Annotated in this window: 12 protein-coding genes and 2 pseudogenes; 6 read left to right on the top strand and 8 right to left on the bottom strand. The window is 62.6% G+C overall.

Annotated elements, in window-relative coordinates; translation table 11 throughout:
* Positions 1–308 precede the first annotated feature (308 nt).
* From ACIP0B_RS03050 to ACIP0B_RS03035, 4 genes and pseudogenes are all read left to right on the top strand, one after another.
* The gene (locus ACIP0B_RS03050; RefSeq protein ID WP_400829686.1) at positions 309–1,919 is read left to right on the top strand and encodes a DUF637 domain-containing protein; all 1,611 of its coding nucleotides are present in this window, start codon (positions 309–311) and stop codon (positions 1,917–1,919) included.
* Between the two features lie 15 nt (positions 1,920–1,934).
* On the top strand, positions 1,935–2,183 hold the full coding sequence (locus tag ACIP0B_RS03045) for a hypothetical protein (RefSeq protein ID WP_400829685.1): 249 nt from the start codon (positions 1,935–1,937) through the stop codon (positions 2,181–2,183).
* A 153-nt stretch (positions 2,184–2,336) separates the two neighbouring features.
* Positions 2,337–2,766, top strand: a pseudogene (locus ACIP0B_RS03040) (IS5 family transposase); the annotation flags it as partial.
* Positions 2,767–2,885: 119 nt separating this feature from the next.
* Positions 2,886–3,437: a hypothetical protein gene (locus ACIP0B_RS03035; RefSeq protein WP_400829787.1), complete on the top strand. Its 552-nt coding sequence runs from the start codon at positions 2,886–2,888 to the stop codon at positions 3,435–3,437.
* Positions 3,438–3,801: 364 nt separating this feature from the next.
* Here the strand turns inward: ACIP0B_RS03035 and ACIP0B_RS03030 are convergent.
* Positions 3,802–4,310, bottom strand: a pseudogene (locus ACIP0B_RS03030) (IS5 family transposase).
* Between the two features lie 642 nt (positions 4,311–4,952).
* Between ACIP0B_RS03030 and ACIP0B_RS03025 the strand changes: the two are divergent.
* Positions 4,953–5,150, top strand: a complete 198-nt coding sequence (locus ACIP0B_RS03025) for a DUF4926 domain-containing protein (protein ID WP_400829684.1) — start codon at positions 4,953–4,955, stop codon at positions 5,148–5,150.
* Between the two features lie 77 nt (positions 5,151–5,227).
* Here ACIP0B_RS03025 and ACIP0B_RS03020 read toward each other — a convergent pair whose 3' ends face one another.
* From ACIP0B_RS03020 to ACIP0B_RS02990, 7 genes are all read right to left on the bottom strand, one after another.
* Positions 5,228–6,862 (bottom strand): BatD family protein, encoded by a 1,635-nt coding sequence (locus ACIP0B_RS03020; protein ID WP_400829682.1) that lies wholly within the window; start codon positions 6,860–6,862, stop codon positions 5,228–5,230.
* Positions 6,859–8,598 carry a VWA domain-containing protein gene (locus tag ACIP0B_RS03015; protein WP_400829681.1) on the bottom strand — a complete coding sequence of 580 codons (1,740 nt, stop codon included), beginning with the start codon at positions 8,596–8,598 and terminating at the stop codon, positions 6,859–6,861. Before ACIP0B_RS03015 ends, ACIP0B_RS03020 begins: the two co-directional genes overlap by 4 nt.
* Positions 8,595–9,674 (bottom strand): vWA domain-containing protein, encoded by a 1,080-nt coding sequence (locus ACIP0B_RS03010; protein ID WP_400829679.1) that lies wholly within the window; start codon positions 9,672–9,674, stop codon positions 8,595–8,597. The genes ACIP0B_RS03015 and ACIP0B_RS03010 overlap by 4 nt, the downstream gene beginning before the upstream one ends.
* Positions 9,667–10,164 (bottom strand): DUF4381 domain-containing protein, encoded by a 498-nt coding sequence (locus tag ACIP0B_RS03005; protein ID WP_400829678.1) that lies wholly within the window; start codon positions 10,162–10,164, stop codon positions 9,667–9,669. Before ACIP0B_RS03005 ends, ACIP0B_RS03010 begins: the two co-directional genes overlap by 8 nt.
* Positions 10,161–11,105 (bottom strand): DUF58 domain-containing protein, encoded by a 945-nt coding sequence (locus ACIP0B_RS03000; protein WP_400829676.1) that lies wholly within the window; start codon positions 11,103–11,105, stop codon positions 10,161–10,163. The genes ACIP0B_RS03005 and ACIP0B_RS03000 overlap by 4 nt, the downstream gene beginning before the upstream one ends.
* A gap of 5 nt (positions 11,106–11,110) precedes the next feature.
* A complete protein-coding gene (locus ACIP0B_RS02995) occupies positions 11,111–12,070 on the bottom strand; it encodes a MoxR family ATPase (RefSeq protein WP_085586889.1) in 960 nt (319 codons plus the stop codon).
* A 353-nt stretch (positions 12,071–12,423) separates the two neighbouring features.
* The gene (locus ACIP0B_RS02990) at positions 12,424–12,777 is read right to left on the bottom strand and encodes a hypothetical protein (RefSeq protein WP_400829674.1); all 354 of its coding nucleotides are present in this window, start codon (positions 12,775–12,777) and stop codon (positions 12,424–12,426) included.
* Positions 12,778–13,293: 516 nt separating this feature from the next.
* Here ACIP0B_RS02990 and ACIP0B_RS02985 point away from each other — a divergent pair.
* Positions 13,294–16,868: NAD-glutamate dehydrogenase (locus ACIP0B_RS02985; protein WP_400829673.1), on the top strand; the 3,575-nt coding region annotated here is incomplete at its 3' end.

Below are 16,868 nucleotides of genomic sequence, written 5' to 3'. Positions count from 1 at the left end.
GTTCGAGGGGAGGGGGGAAAGGCAGCGGTCACTATCCCCGCAAAGCGCGGCGGCTTCTTGTACGCAGGTGCTAAGTTTCCGGCGGGTGGGCTCCAGGCCGGACAATTCGCAGTCCCCAGGTGCCGTTTTTCCCGTTCGATCCGGGAAACATCCTGCATCCCTGTCGGAGTCGGACGATTTCGCCGATACCGTTCGTCGGCGATCCTGAGAGGGTGAATCGATTAATTGACGCCAGAATAGTGCCTCCCTATGATGCGCCACCATTTTGATATCATTCTCCGTCTCGAGGGATCGAACATGGTACCGCCATGGCCGCCGCCGGCACCTCGCTGGCGGGCACGGCAACGGCGGCCGGCTGGGCGAACGTTGCCGCGACGGCTATGGTGACCTCCGCCGCCAGCGGCGCGGCGATCAGCACGATCAACAACAAAGGCAACCTGGGTGCCGTCATCAAGGACGTCACCTCGACCGAAAGCCTGAAGAACTACGTAGTGGCCGGCGTCAGCGCCGGTCTGGCAGGTGAAAGCATCGGAGTCCGGTTGGCCGTGAACTCGGCCTTGCAAACGGTCGTTCACGGAGGAAAGTTCAAGGACAACCTGACCCAAGCCGCCATCAGCCTGGCCGCGGATGCCCTGAGTGGCGCCATCTACCAAAAAGTGGGTGATAGCTTGGTCGGCAGTGGCCTGCCGACCAAGGTTGCCGTGCATGCGATCGTCGGAGGGTTGATCGGCGAGGCGGCCGGGGGAGACTTCACCACTGCGGCGTTGGCGGCGGGCGCCAACAAGGCTCTGATCCAGATGGTTGGGGACCAGATCTTCCCCGGCGTTGCGCATGATCAAGTGCTGGCGATGACCTCGCAACTGCTCGGCATGACGGTCGCGGCGGCAGCGGGAGGCAGCGAAACGGATCAGCGGGTTGCAGGGTGGGTAGCGCAGCAGGGGACGGTTTACAACTATCTTGATCATGGTCAAAAGGAAACGTTGGCCAATCAGCTTGATGCCGAGTGCAAGGGGAACTCTCAGTGCATTCACGACAAACTGGATCAATGGAAACCAGTGGCGGACAAGCAGAACAGTTTTACGCCTGCTGAGCAGGCTCAGTATGACCAAGCCCAGGCAATACTGACCGGGAAACTGGAGTCGAATTGCCAGTCCGATTTCTGCAAGGCCTATACCCAGATCGAGATGAAGCTGGCAGGACTCAACTGCGCGGATGTTTCCTGTCTGCGCGAGTCGGCTGGTGCCATTCAAAAAGCTCAGTACCTCAACCAAGGGCAGTGGGGTAAGCTGCTGTTGGACGCCGTTGGGGATGGCGGAGCCATTGCGGGGGCATTGGTACCTGTATTGACGGGAGGTGCTAAGGCTGTCGCCGGGGCGGGTGCGGCTGTTGATGATGCGGTGGTGGTAGGGGCAAAAAATGCGGGAGAGTTAGCAGAGGTAGGCGCCTCCACAAAAGGCTCGACCGGCACGCCTGTGTGGAGCAGCTCAGAAGGTGTGTATAGCGGGAGTCTGCCTGGGGGCTATCCTCCTGGAACCACAACTGTTAATGGTAAGGTTGTAGAGAATGCCGGGGACTTTAGTAATGGGGTGCTTGGTGCAAAAGGCGCAGGCGAAATTGCTGGTTCCGCAAAAAACTTCTCAATTGCTGATCGCGTATTTGGCCAGCTCAACGATCCTCGAATGGGTCAGCTTGCAGGAAAGCTTGATGCCGATGCTTTGCAGAAACTTGCCAATAATCCCAGCGCTACTCGGTTTATGGACGCAAGGACAGGGCATATCAATGTAATCCAAGAAGTTGAAGGGAAGCTGATTCGAATTACTGTGCCAAGAGACGAGATGAAAATTATTTCCGTTGGCCCAATTAGACCTAACCAAGTTAAAAACTTATTAGGCAAAGGCGATTTTGTCCCGTTACCTTGAGTTCGCGGAGGGCTTATGGCGTCAATTCATATTGAAGAAATTCAAAAAATCTTGTCTGAGCAAGGCAGTAAAGATGCCTTGCCAAATCAAGCTAATGGGGAGGGCTATTTTCTAGAGATTAGATTTGACAGCCCTGATCGTAAGGCATCCGGAATGGTTGATGATGAGTACAAGGACAAGGTAATAACTCTAGATTGTCCGTACGGTACAGTCATTATTTTGTGCGATGGCGAGGGGCAGCTGAAATCAATTGAGTTAAGTTGACTGTACAGTGATAGCACTCTCCCGGTACCGGCCTTGCGCCGGTGCTGTTTTATCTGCGTTAGGCTCTGTACGAAAACCTTTGAAATTCCGCCAACGCCCCAGCCCGCCTGAGTTTCCGTAGAGTTCTGGCGCTTTTCAGCGCAGGACTCTGCCATGCCCAAACAGCGAAACGAAATCTCTGACGCCGACTGGGAGTTGGTCGCCGATCTCTTCAGTACTCCCCGCCGCACCGGACGCCCACGAGCCGATGATCGACTGATGCTCAACGGCGTGTTCTAGGTGTATTGCTGGGGCGCGACGTGGCGTGACATGCCTGAGCGATACGGTCCTTGGCCCACGGTTTATCAGCGGTTTCGAGACTGGCGAATCCAGGGCACCTTCAACAAGATGCTCAGGCGGATGCATGTCAAGCTCAAGGCACAGGGGCTGATTGATCTGGACACCTGATGCATCGACTCAACGCCAGTCAAAGCAACCCGGGCCTCCTCTGGGAAAAAAAAGGGGGGCGGAAGAACCCGCGGACCACGCACTTGGGAGAAGTCGGGCAGGGTTAACGACGAAAATTCATATGGTCTGCGACGCCCGAATTAATAGATCTGTCCCCTTTCTTATGTGCAGTTGGCCACGCGAGGTGCAGTTAGCTGCGCAATCAACCCGGTCTTGTGCGCGAACGAAGTCGCGATCTGGGCCGCAGATGCAGGGATGTCGGAGGCGCTGCCCGCCGGGTTGGGTGTCGCAGCAGGAGGGGCAGCGACCAAGGAACTGAGTGATCTCCGCGGTTTGATGGAGATCGAAGCGAAAACTGGGGCTAAACTAACGCCTGAGCAGATTGCGGCAGTCGTTGGGCCGGCAGCGACAGGTGCAAAAGGAGTGTCAGGTTCAACTCTGACGAGAGACGAGTTGATCTCTGGCTTGCCTGTAGGCACTAAGATCACGCCAGAAAATGTGGTTGATATTCGTAGGTTGCCAGATGGCCGAACCGTATGGCTCGAAAATGGCACCGATGCTGCCGGATTGCAACATATCTACAAGCGACACGAAGTCGACTTCGTCAATAAAGGTGTCTCACGTGACGACATTCCAACTGTGGTAATGAGTGCTCTTGAACGTGGACAAGTTGTCGGGACCAACGGTTCGGCTAATGTTTATCGCATCACGTACAACGGCGTTGAGCAAAACATCGCAATTGGGGTTGGCTCAAACGGTTTCGTGGTGCGAGCAAATCCGGTCAGTTCTTGGAAACCATTGCCATGATCAGATTAAGACTTACAAGTGAATATTTGGCTGGGCCGATATTCTGTCCAGATGCGGATAGAATGGGGCACGTTGATATTGAAGATTTACCCATCTCTCAAGAACTGAGGGCCAAAATCAGCGCGTGGGACAGTGAGTATCAGGCTACGTTCAACAGCGACTACCCGCCCGACTCTGGCTTTACCACGTCTGAGGCAGAGCTTCGGCATATAGCTGAGGGGGAGGAACTGGCCAAAGTGATGCAGCAAGAACTAGAGAATAGTTATACGGTTGAGTACTGCCCATAGCCGATAATTAGTTGGTGCAAAAGAGACTGTGGTAGCGAGTACCGGGCCGAAGGCACCGCCAAAGCTGCAGCCATTCACTAGGTTCTGTACGAAAAGAGATGTCGCAAACACCGCATGGAGCTTGCGAGTGAGACCATGGCGGCATAACTTTTTGCGAGCTTGTCGAAGCGTGTCACGATCCGGCGGTTCTCTTTCAGCCAGCCAAACATACGTTCGATGATGTTGCGCTGTCGGTATTTTTTTTCCCGGCGCCAGATTAGGCTCGGGTTGCGCGTACTGCGGTTGAGTCGATCATCCAGGTTTGCAGATCGATCAAGCCCTGCTCATTCAATCTCAGATGCAGACGTTTGAGCATTTGCTCGAAAGTCCCTTGGTTTCGCCAGCCCCGAAATCGTTGATACACCGTTGACCATGGGCCGAAGCGCTCAGGCATATCTCGCCATGCAGCGCCTGAGCAAAGCACCCACAGCACGCCATCGAGCATCAGTCGGTCGCTCAGTCGGGGCCGGCCCCGGCCATGGGGTTCGATGAAAAGATCGGAGACCTCATCCCAGGCCTCGTCCGTGAGTTCGTAGCGCCTTGCCATCACAGAATTCCTTTCCGTTAATGGCGCGTGACTCTACAAAATCTCACCGCTGGAGGAGCGACGATTAGGTTTCGCGGGATTTCGTACAGAGCCTAGTTTCTTTTTTGGGGAAGTGGAGAATTCAAGTATTCGAGTGCTTGACTATGTTTTTTTGATGAAAATTGCAGCCGATGTTTATTCTGATTTCTTTCCCGAGGAGAGGGGTGGTGTTCTAAGTTCGGCTAAGAAATTGGAGGAGCGTTACTCAAAGAAATCTCCGGTATAGCCGTAATGCTGTTCACTTAAGCATTTTAGTCTAAACTGGGACTTCTAGGGGCAAAAGAAATTGGAGCGATTACTACCAGAACAACAAAGAACACCACTCGACTGGGCGGTGAGGCTGGTGAGCTGGGAGTAAAAATAACCTATAAAGATGGCGCGGAATTCGATATGACTAGTACTCGAGTTAAAGAAGCAGAAGCCAATCCTTATGAGTAAGAAAAGGGGACGAATCTATTTGATAGATCTGTCTCCTTTTTTTGCTCGGCAAATATGGTGCTCGCTTTACTGTCAAAACTCCTGTTGCGGGGGGCGAATGGGAATGGATTTAAAAGCCGGACTCAAATACTCCAGGGTTGACAATAATTTTTGTGAAGTAATCTTATGCCTCTAGGAATAAATGAAGTCGTACGCTTGTTGGAGGATCTTCCTTCAGAGGGATTTTTTATTGGCAGTATCGGCGTAATAGTTTCTGTTTTCTATGAGCCGGAGGAAGCTTATGAAATTGAGTTTTGCGATGAGAAAAGTGTCACTATCGCACAGTTGTCACTGAGGTCGTCTCAGTTTGAAGTTGTAAAGTAATTGCTTCGTCGCAATAGGTCTTCTACGTGCCAGTAAAGGATGTGTAGGTAAGAGGAGCGGACGGTGAGTAGTCCGGACTATTTGGGATAAAGCGGCGGCAACCCGCTGTCGCCCACCGGATCCTTCGCCCGCTCGGCCGCCGGAATGGCGCGGATCGCCCGCCACAGGTCTTCGCCTTGCCAGTGCTGGCCGGATTCGCTGTAGAGCGCGCCGTTGAGGCCGTCCAGCGCGTCGGACAGCGGCACGAAGCGGGCGGCCATGTCGGCCAGGGTTTCCGGCTGCTGCCGGGCCCAGGCGTCGAGGGCCTGGCGGGTGGCGTGGGGGTCGTTGGCCTGGCTGGCGCGCTTGATGTCGTCGAGCAGCGTGCGCGGGCTCGGGCCGGTCTGGGCAGCGCGCAGGATCGCCGGTTGCCAGCGGGCCCGCCACCACAGGCCGAAGCCGAGGGCGGTGGTGCACGCCAGGATCAGCGTACTGAGCTTCCACCACCACAGCGTCTCGCTCTCGGCCGCGCCGAGCGGTTGCGTGCCGGCCGGGGTGTCGACCTGCAGGCTCGGGTTGCTCGCCACTTGCAGCGTGCGCGCCGGCAGGCTGCTGTGTTCCAGGTGATCTTCGAAGGTGTTCCACCAGACCACGTCCACGGTCGGCAGCTCGATGGCGCCGCTGCGGCTGGGCACCAGCGCTTCGCGCTCCTCGCGGCTGCCGGTCAGGCCCCGGTCGCCGCTCTGGTTGTTGAGCACCGGTTGGTCCGGGTAGCGGCGCAAGCCGTTGGCTTCGGTGGCCGGCAATGCGGGCAGCTGCGAACTGGCCAGGCCTTCGGCCTTGAGGGTCAGGCTGCGGGTCAGTGAGTCGCCGACCTGAAGATGGTCCGGCTCCGGGTTCCAGCTCTCGCTCAGGGTCAGGCTGCGGGCCGGCAGCCAAGGGGCATCGACCGGGTAGGTGATCGGCTTGGGCTTGACCGTCAGCGCCATCCCCTCGGAGCTGATGCGCATCAGCTTGCCCGGTTTCGGCCCCTGGGCGGCGTCTCCGGCCGGCCGGGTGTCGACCAGCGTCGCGCTGAAGGTCTGCGGCGCGATGGTCAGCAGGCCGCTGTGCTGCGGATAGATCGCATACCGCATTTCGATCACGCCGTGGCGCACGCCGTTGATGTCTTTCTCGTAGGTGCGCGTGTCGCCCAGCTGTTCGATGCGCGCATCGGCGATCTGCAGCGGCGTCAGGCTGCTGTCGTCGTACAGCGACACCGAATGGTAGATGCGCACGGTCAGCACCGCCTGGGCCTGCACGTAGACGCTGTTCTGGTCGAGGCTGGCCTCGATGAACACCGGGTCCTGTGCGTTGGCGCTCTCGCGGGCATCGCTCTCGACCACCTGCACGGTGATCGGCTGGCTCTGCGCATCGCCCAGTTGCAGGGGCGGAATCACCACGCTGCCGTTGTTTTTCGGCAGCAGGGTGACGATCCAGCGCGTGGTGGCGCGGTTGTCGCCGTTGAGGGTGTTCAACTGGTTGACCTGACGGGTGCCGCGCACTTCGAATAGCGGCTCCAGCGGGGTCAGGTCCGGCTTGCCGAACTGCGTGACATCGTTGGATTCGAGGGTGAGTTCGACCGTCTCGCCGGAGTTCAGGCGACTGCGATCCACGCTGGCCGTCAGCTCGGCCGCCTGGGCGGGGGCCGTGCAGATCAGCAGGGGCAGCAAGAGAGCGGTGAAACGGGTCATCGAATGTTTTCCTGATCCTGATGTTGTTGCTGTTCATACCAGAACTTGCGACGCAGCAGTTCGCCCGGATCGTCCGGGATCTTGCCCAGCCATTGTTCCAGCGCCTGGCGCTGTTCGCCTTCGAGGTTCTCTTCGGCGGGGCGCAGCAGCGGCGGTGTGGCGTTCTGTTCGTCCTGCGGCTCGGTGTCCGGCAGTTCGTTGGCGCCCGGCAGCGGCGGGGCGGTCGGCGGCGGTTCGCTGGCCGACTGCGGCGGCGCGGTGTCGCTCGGGGATTCGCTTGTCACCGCCGGCGGTGGTGCGCTCGGTGGCGGCGGCTCATCGCCCGGCAGGCTCTGTTGCGTCGACGGCTTCTCCGGTTCGGCAGGCGGCGGAGCGTTCTTCTGTTTCAGCAGGTTTTCCACCAACGCCTTGTTGGTCAGCGCCGGACGCAGGTCCGGCTGGCGTTCCAGGGCCTGGTCGTAGGCATCCAGCGCCGCCTCCAGCTCACCGCCCCTGGCCAGGGCATTGCCGCGATTGTAGTGGGCGCGGGCGTCGTTGCCTTCGGCGAAGCGCTGGGCGGCGCCACTGTAGTCCCCGGCCTCGTACAGCGCCACCCCTTGCCACTGCGGATCCTCGAAGTGCTTCGCCGCCTCGGCCGGGCGCTTCTGCTTGAGCAGGTGCAGGCCCTGCTGGTCCGGGCGCAGCCACAGGTCTTCGAAGTCGAACGCGTAGCCGGGCTGCGGCAGGCACCACAGCAGCGGCAGGCAGAACAGCCAGCCGCGGCGCCCGGCGCACGCGGCGAGCAGCAACAGCGGCAGCAACAGCCAATAGCCCTGATCGGCCCAGGTGTCCAGGCGCAGGGTCTGGCCGTCGTCGCGCAGGCTGCGCGGACCGTCGAGCAGGCCGAGGGCGCGCAGGTCGGATACGTCCAGGCGGGCGCCGTGGTACTCGCCGCCCACGGAGCCTAGAAACGCGCTGAGGCCGGGGCCGTCGAGCTGCGGCACGCGGATCGCGCCCTGGGCGTCCTTGAGGAAACTGCCGTCTTCCTGGGCGATCGGCGCCCCTTCGGCGGTGCCGACGCCGAGCATCAATAATTGCGGGGACTGCCCGCCCAGCGCACGGCGAATGCCCAGGCGCTCCTCCTCCGACAGCGACGAGCCGATCAGCAGGATCCGCCCCTGGCCCAGGGCGCCCTGCTTGAGCAGGGCCAGCGCCTTATTCACCGCCAGATCGGCGCGATGGCCGCTTTCCGGCATCAGCGACGGCTTGAGCGCGTCCAGCAGGTTGCGGCTGGTGGCCAGGTCATCGGACAGCGGCACCAGCGTGTGGGCGCTGCCGGCAAAGACCACGATGGCGGTCTGCGCGTCGCTGCGCGCCTGCAGCAGGTCGAACAGCTTGCGCCGGGCCTGCTCGAGCCGCGTCGGCGGCGAGTCGGTGGCGAGCATTTCCGGGGTCAGCTCCAGCAGCACCACCAGAGGATCGGCGGGTTTCTGGCTGGTCTGCTCGACCCGTTCCCAGCTCGGCCCGAGCAGCGCCGCGACGGCCAGCAGCCAGGCGACGCCCAGGGCGATCCACGGCAGTTTGCTGTCACGCCCGCCACCGCCGCGAAGCAAGGTGGAATGGAAGGCCGGCGGCAGGATCATCTGCCAGCGCCCGGCGCGTTTCTGCCGGTGCCAGAGTTGCCAGAGCAGCCATCCCAGCAGCGGCAGCAGCAACAGCCACCAGGGGCGGAACCAGTGCGGCCAGAGCGTGATCATCGACGCCTCCGCAGACGCAGGCGCTTGAGGCGGGCGCGCCAGTCAGGCAACGGGCTTTGCAAATACAGTTCCTTGGTGAAGAGGCGTTGCAGCGGGTTGTCCGGCCACAGTTCGCGGACCACCAGCAGCAGGCTCAGCAGCAGCGCCAGCGCCAGCGGCCATTGATACAGCGCCTGGGCCGGGCGGGCCTGGGTCGGTTGCTGGGCCACCGGTTCGAGGCGGTCGAGGGTGTCCTTGACCGCTTGCAGCTCCTGGCCGTCGCGGGCGCGGAAATAGCGGCCGCCCGTGGCCTCGGCGATGGCCTTGAGCGCCGGTTCGTCGAGGTCCAGGGTCGGGTTCGAGCCGAGCAGGGCGGTGCTGCCGCTCGACTCGGGATCGGCGCCGATGCCGATCGGGTAGATCTTCACGCCTTCGTTCGCGGCCAGGCGGGCGGCGGTCAACGGATCGATCTCGCCGCCGTTGTTCGCGCCGTCGGTGACCAGCACCAGCACGCGGCTCTGGGCCGGGCGCAACCGCAGGCGCTTGAGGGCCAGGCCGATGGCGTCGCCGATGGCGGTGTTCTTGCCGGCGATGCCGATCCGCGCCTCGTCGAGCCAGACCCGCACGGTGCGGCGGTCGAAGGTCAGCGGCGCCTGCAGGTAGGCCTGGCTGCCGAACAGGATCAGGCCGACCCGGTCGCCGTCGCGGCTTTCCAGGAAGTCGCCGAGCAGATGCTGCACCAGCGACAGGCGGCTGACGTCTTCGCCCTGCCATTGCATGTCGGGGAAGTCCATGGAGCCGGACACGTCCACCGCCACCAGCAGGTCGCGGCCGCTGGCGGCGATCGGCAACGGTTCGCCGAGCCATTGCGGGCGCGCGGCGGCGATCAGCAAAAACAGCCACAGCAGCAGGAACGGCGCCTGCTGCCGCCAGGCCGGCAGGTTGGCCCGGGCCCGGCGGCGGGCGAGGCCTTCGAGGTCGGCGAGAAAGCTCACTTTCAGCGCCGGCTCGCCGCTGTCGGCCACCGGCAGCACCAGGCGCATCAGCCACGGCAGCGGCAGCAGCGCGAAGATCCACGGCCAGGCGAACTCAAACATGCTTGCGGATCCAGGTGTCGACCGCTTGGGTCAGGCCGGCGATGGCCTTGTCGTCGAGCTTGCATTCGGGCTTGTAGGCGCCTTCGACCAGCACCATCCAGCGGGTCAGGCCGGCGGCGGGGCAGCGGTTGTCGAGGAATGCCAGCCACTTGCGGCCGTTGAGGGTGTGGCTGTGGCTGTTCGGGTAGTGGTTGCGGCACAGGCGCTTGAGCAGGCCGTTGAGCTGCTGCAGCCAGGCGCCGGCGGGCGCGCCGTCATAGGGCTTGGGCATCTGCGCCAGTTCGGCGAGGGCGGCCAGGCGCACCGGATCCAGCGGTTGCTCGGCCCGCACGATCGGACGCTTCTTCACGGGAATGAGCCGGCGCAGGCGCCACAGGGCGAAACCGGCCAGGGGCAACAGCAGAAGCAGCAGCCACCAGCCCGGCGCCGGCGGCCAGAAGGCGACCGGTGGCGGGGACATCAGCGGCTGCAGTTGTTCGAGGCCGTTCATCGGGTGCTGCCCGGACGCTGCGGGTTGAGGAACTCACGCATCTGCTCGACCATTTCGCTCTGGGTGCTCAGGGGCATCAGCAGCACCCGCAGCTTCTGCGCCAGCAGCTCCCAGCGGGCGATCCGCGCTTCGGCCTGGGCGCGGTAGGTCTGGCGCAGGTCGAAGTTGAGGGTGTCCAGCTCCAGTTGCGCGCCGCGTTCGGCGAACCGCAGCAGCCCGGCGGCGGGCAGGGCATGGTCCAGCGGGTCGGACAGCGGCAGCAGCAACAGGTCGCAGTGGCGCGACAGCAGGCTCAGCTGCTGTTCGGCGCTGTCGGACAGCACCCGCTCGTCGCAGATCACGATCACCAGGCTGCCCGGCCGCAGCACTTCACGGGCCCGGCGCAGCGCCACGCCGAACGCATCGCGGTCCGGTTCGCGTTCGCTGTGCAGCGCCTGGTTGGCGCGCACTAGCCGGTTGAGCAGTTGCAGCAGGCTCTGCTTGCTGCGCCGGGGCTTGATTTCGTAATGCTCGTTGTCGCCGAACACCAGCCCGCCGACCCGGTCGTTGTGGCCCAGCGCCGCCCAGCCGATCAGGGCCGCCGCCTGCGCGGCGAGCACCGACTTGAACATCAGGCCGGAGCCGAAGAACAGCCGCCGGCTCTGCTCGACCATGATGAAGATCGGCCGTTCGCGCTCCTCGTGGAACAGCTTGGTGTGCGGCTCCTGGGTGCGGGCGGTCACGCGCCAGTCGATGGTGCGCACGTCGTCGCCGGCCTGGTAGACCCGCACCTGGTCGAAGTCCACGCCACGGCCGCGGAACTTCGAATGGTGCAGGCCGATCAGCGGGCTGCGCTGGCTCGGCGTGGAGAACAGCTGCACCTCACGGACGCGGTGACGCATCTCGATCAGCTCGGCGAGGCTGACGCGGATGCCCGGTTCGGACGGCAGGGGGGCGTTCATGGCGGTCAAGCGACGGCGACGACGTCGAGGATGCGCTGCACCACCCGGTCCTGGTCGATGCCGGCGGCTTCCGCCTCGAACGACAGGATGATGCGGTGGCGCAGCACGTCGAACAGCACGGCCTGGATGTCTTCCGGGCTGACGAAGTCGCGTCCGGCGAGCCAGGCGTGGGCCCGGGCGCAGCGGTCGAGGGCGATGGAACCGCGGGGGCTGGCGCCGTAGGCGATCCACTCGGCCATTTCCGGGTCGAACTTGGCCGGGTTGCGGGTGGCCATGACCAGTTGCACCAGGTATTCCTCCACGGCGTCGGCCATGTACAACCCGAGGATTTCCTTGCGCGCCGCGAAGATCGCCTGCTGGCTGACCCGCCGCTCAGGCTTGGTTTCGCCGTTGAGGGCTTCGCCGCGGGCCTGCTGGAGGATGCGCCGTTCGACGGCGGCATCCGGGAAACCGATCTTGACGTGCAGCAGGAAGCGGTCGAGCTGGGCTTCGGGCAGCGGGTAGGTGCCTTCCTGCTCGATCGGGTTCTGCGTGGCCATCACCAGGAACAGCGGCGACAGTTCATAGGTGCTGCGCCCGACGCTGACCTGGCGTTCGGCCATGGCTTCGAGCAGCGCCGACTGCACCTTGGCCGGGGCGCGGTTGATTTCGTCGGCCAGCACCAGGTTGTGGAAGATCGGGCCCTGCTGGAACACGAAGCTGCCGGTTTCCGGACGGTAGATCTCGGTGCCGGTGACGTCCGCCGGCAGCAGGTCGGGGGTGAACTGGATGCGATGGAACTGGGCGTCGATGCCTTCGGCAAGCTCTTTGATCGCCTTGGTCTTGGCCAGGCCCGGAGCGCCCTCGACCAGCATGTGGCCGTCGGCGAGCAGGGCGATGAGCAGGCGCTCGATGAGTTTTTCCTGGCCGAGGATCTGCGTTGAAAGAAAGGTTCGCAGCGCCAGCAGCGCTTCACGATGTTCCATCGGTGACTGTTCCTGGAAAGGGTGGCCGCAGGCGTTCGGATAACGCCGGGGCTGGGGGCGTTACTTTAATCCATCGCGGGGGGTGGCGACTAACGGCATTTTGCGCAAAGTGCGGGAAATGACCGGGTAACAATCGCATCGGGGGATGACGGTGACCGCCCATCGCGGGCAAGTCGGATCAAGGGGGCTTCGGCCGCACGCAAAATCTTGTGGGAGCCAGCCTGCTGGCGATGGCGTCTGCACGGACGCCATCGCCAGCAGGCTGGCTCCCACAGGGAGATGTGCGCAATACAGATCCTGGGGGCGGGCTTGCCCCGGGCGGCGATCCGACGATGGGGCCCGTCCCGGCGACTTCAGGCCTGGCGGATGTAAGTGCCGGTGCCGTCCAGAATGTTCTTCAGGGTCTGCTCGACCTCGTCGAGATCCACCATGTCCGGGTTGAAGGTGATTTCCATCACGTCGTCACCGTTCAGCGCATCGGCGTCTCCCGCCGCGATTTCGATCTTCAGCAGGCGCGACGCCAGGGTCACCTTCACGCCGTCGAGGGTCGACGGTTCGTCGTTCAGGGTGATTTCCAGGTCGTCCTCGTCCGGATACCGGCTCATCAGGAACATTTCGCCTTTCTTGCTGTGGCAGCACAGCATGGCCATGTTGTTTTCTTCGTCGTCGCACGGGTTGACGATCAACAGTTCGGTGGTCATTTGCATGGGGGATTCCTGCCTCGGCGGGCATGTCGGTCGCGATGGGGCGCGATTCTGCCAAACCCTGGGAATTTATGCTCGTCCGAGTGTCAGAGCGTGTGTCGTGACCGCTCGACGGGTGGTGGGTCATTTCCCGCACGAAACGGCGCCAAATCCTGCCCTTGGACTGCCGTTTTCCTACGCGACTGCTAGTGTTGTCCGATGCGCAGGCCGCCGTTTACGTGCCGATGACCGAATATGTCGCAGCGCTGCAAGCAGTCACATTGTCGCAGCCATTAAGCTGCGCAACGGATGGGCACCCGTAAAGGCATTGCCGACGGCCCGCGGCCGGCGCCCGGCAGTCGTTTTTGCAGATGCCCATCCAATGGAAGGTGAATGTGACCTGAGTGTCTCGTCCAGCTTCACCCACCTGTCACCCTGTTTCCTCTGCCCGAGAATCAGGAACAGGGAGACGGAACGCCCCGAAAGGGGATTTGCACGCGACGCTTTCCATCAATAACAAGCCCAAGCGGAGTACCACAGATGGCGTTCTTCACCGCAGCCATAAAAGCCGACATCCAGCAACAACTGCAAGCGGCACTGGCGCAGCACATCAGTGAACAGGCACTGCCACAAGTGGCGCTGTTCTCTGAACAATTCTTCGGCATCATTTCCCTGGACGAGCTGACCCAGCGTCGCCTCTCCGACCTCGCTGGCTGTACGCTTTCCGCATGGCGCCTGCTTGAGCGCTTCGACCACGCGCAACCTCAGGTTCGCGTCTACAACCCCGATTACGAACGTCACGGCTGGCAGTCGACCCACACCGCGGTCGAAGTGCTGCACCACGACCTGCCGTTCCTGGTGGACTCGGTGCGCACCGAGCTGAACCGCCGCGGCTACAGCATCCATACCCTGCAGACCACCGTGCTGAGCGTGCGTCGCGGCGACAAGGGCGAGCTGCTGGAAATCCTGCCCAAGGGCACCACCGGCGAAGGCGTGCAGCACGAGTCGCTGATGTACCTGGAAATCGACCGCTGCGCCAACGCGGTCGAGCTGAATGTGCTGACCAAGGAACTGGAGCAGGTCCTGGGTGAAGTCCGCGTCGCGGTCGCCGATTTCGAGCCGATGAAGGCCAAGGTGCAGGAGATCCTCACCAAGCTCGACACCAGCGCATTCGCCGTCGACGGCGACGAGAAGGGCGAGATCAAGAGTTTCCTGGAATGGCTGGTGGGCAACCACTTCACCTTCCTCGGCTACGAAGAGTTCGTGGTCACCGACCAGGCCGACGGCGGCCACATCGAGTACGACCCGGCCTCCTTCCTGGGCCTGACCAAGCTGCTGCGCACCGGCATGACCTATGACGACCTGCGCATCGAAGACTACGCCGTCAACTACCTGCGCGAACCCAAGCTGCTGACCTTCGCCAAGGCCGCGCACCCGAGCCGCGTGCACCGTCCGGCCTACCCGGACTACGTGTCGATCCGCGAGATCGACGCCGACGGCAACGTCATCAAGGAATGCCGCTTCATGGGCCTGTACACCTCGTCGGTGTACGGCGAAAGCGTGCGCACCATCCCGTACATCCGCCGCAAGGTCGAGGAGATCGAGCGCCGCTCCGGCTTCCAGTCCAAGGCCCACCTGGGCAAGGAACTGGCGCAGGTGCTGGAAGTGCTGCCTCGCGACGACCTGTTCCAGACCCCGGTCGACGAGCTGTTCAGCACCGTGATGTCGATCGTGCAGATCCAGGAGCGCAACAAGATCCGCGTGTTCCTGCGCAAGGATCCGTACGGCCGCTTCTGCTACTGCCTGGCCTACGTGCCGCGTGACATCTACTCCACCGAAGTGCGCCAGAAGATCCAGCACGTGCTGATGGAGCGCCTGAAGGCCACCGACTGCGAGTTCTGGACGTTCTTCTCCGAGTCCGTGCTGGCCCGCGTGCAGCTGATCCTGCGCGTCGACCCGAAAAACCGCATCGACATCGACCCGCTGCAACTGGAGAACGAAGTCATCCAGGCCTGCCGCAGCTGGCAGGACGACTACGCCGCGCTGACCGTAGAGACCTTCGGCGAAGCCAACGGCACCAACGTGCTGGCGGACTTCCCGAAAGGCTTCCCGGCCGGTTACCGCGAGCGTTTCGCGGCGCACTCGGCCGTGGTCGACATGCAGCACCTGCTCAACCTGAGCGAGAAGAAGCCGCTGGCCATGAGCTTCTACCAGCCGCTGGCCTCGGGCCCGCGCGAGCTGCACTGCAAGCTGTATCACGCCGATACTCCGCTGGCGCTGTCCGACGTCCTGCCGATCCTGGAAAACCTCGGCCTGCGCGTGCTGGGCGAGTTCCCGTATCGCCTGCGCCACAACAGCGGCCGCGAGTTCTGGATCCACGACTTCGCGTTCACCGCGGCCGAAGGCATGGACCTGGACATCCAGCAGCTCAATGACACCCTGCAGGACGCGTTCGTCCACATCGTGCGCGGCGACGCCGAAAACGATGCGTTCAACCGCCTGGTGCTGACCGCCGGCCTGCCGTGGCGCGACGTGGCGCTGCTGCGTGCCTACGCCCGCTACCTGAAGCAGATCCGTCTGGGCTTCGACCTGGGCTACATCGCCAGCACCCTGAACAACCACACCGACATCGCCCGCGAACTGACCCGGTTGTTCAAGACCCGCTTCTACCTGGCGCGCAAACTGGGCAGCGATGATCTGGACGACAAGCAACTGCGTCTGGAGCAAGCGATCCTGACGGCGCTGGACGACGTTCAAGTCCTCAACGAAGACCGCATCCTGCGTCGTTACCTGGACCTGATCAAAGCGACCCTGCGCACCAACTTCTACCAGACCGACGCCAACGGCCAGAACAAGTCGTACTTCAGCTTCAAGTTCAACCCGCACTTGATCCCTGAATTGCCGAAGCCGGTGCCGAAGTTCGAAATCTTCGTCTACTCGCCGCGCGTCGAAGGCGTGCACCTGCGCTTCGGCAACGTCGCGCGCGGCGGCCTGCGCTGGTCCGACCGTGAAGAAGACTTCCGTACCGAAGTCCTGGGCCTGGTGAAAGCCCAGCAAGTGAAGAACTCGGTCATCGTGCCGGTGGGCGCCAAGGGCGGCTTCCTGCCGCGTCGCCTGCCGCTGGGCGGCAGCCGTGACGAGGTCGCGGCCGAGGGCATCGCCTGCTACCGCATCTTCATCTCGGGCCTGTTGGACATCACCGACAACCTGAAGGACGGCAAACTGGTGCCGCCGGCCAACGTCGTGCGCCATGACGACGATGACCCGTACCTGGTGGTCGCGGCGGACAAAGGCACCGCGACCTTCTCCGACATCGCCAACGGCATCGCCATCGACTACGGCTTCTGGCTGGGCGACGCGTTCGCCTCCGGCGGTTCGGCCGGCTACGACCACAAGAAAATGGGCATCACCGCCAAGGGCGCGTGGGTCGGCGTGCAGCGTCACTTCCGTGAGCGCGGCATCAATGTCCAGGAAGACAGCGTCACCGTGGTCGGCATCGGCGACATGGCCGGCGACGTGTTCGGCAACGGCCTGTTGATGTCCGACAAGCTGCAACTGGTTGCCGCGTTCAACCACATGCACATCTTCATCGATCCGAACCCGAACCCTGCCACCAGCTTCGTCGAGCGTCAGCGCATGTTCGACCTGCCGCGTTCGGCCTGGTCCGACTACGACACCAGCATCATGTCCGAAGGCGGCGGCATCTTCTCGCGCAGCGCGAAGAGCATCGCCATCTCGCCGCAGATGAAAGAGCGCTTCGACATCCAGGCCGACAAGCTGACCCCGACCGAACTGCTGAACGCCTTGCTCAAGGCGCCGGTGGATCTGCTGTGGAACGGCGGCATCGGCACCTACGTCAAGGCCAGCACCGAAAGCCACGCCGATGTCGGCGACAAGGCCAACGATGCGCTGCGCGTGAACGGCAACGAACTGCGCTGCAAAGTGGTGGGCGAGGGCGGCAACCTCGGCATGACCCAACTGGGCCGTGTCGAGTTCGGCCTCAACGGCGGCGGCTCCAACACCGACTTCATCGACAACGCCGGTGGTGTGGACTGCTCCGACCACGAAGTGAACATCAAGATCCTGCTGAACGAAGTGGTTCAGGCCGGCGACAT

Origin of the sequence: Pseudomonas sp. NPDC089534 (assembly GCF_044749305.1) — a bacterium.
Taxonomy (GTDB): Bacteria; Pseudomonadota; Gammaproteobacteria; order Pseudomonadales; family Pseudomonadaceae; genus Aquipseudomonas; species Aquipseudomonas ekonensis.
The sequence above is the reverse complement of the archived record's forward strand: the minus strand, read 5'-3'. Positions and strand labels throughout refer to the sequence as shown.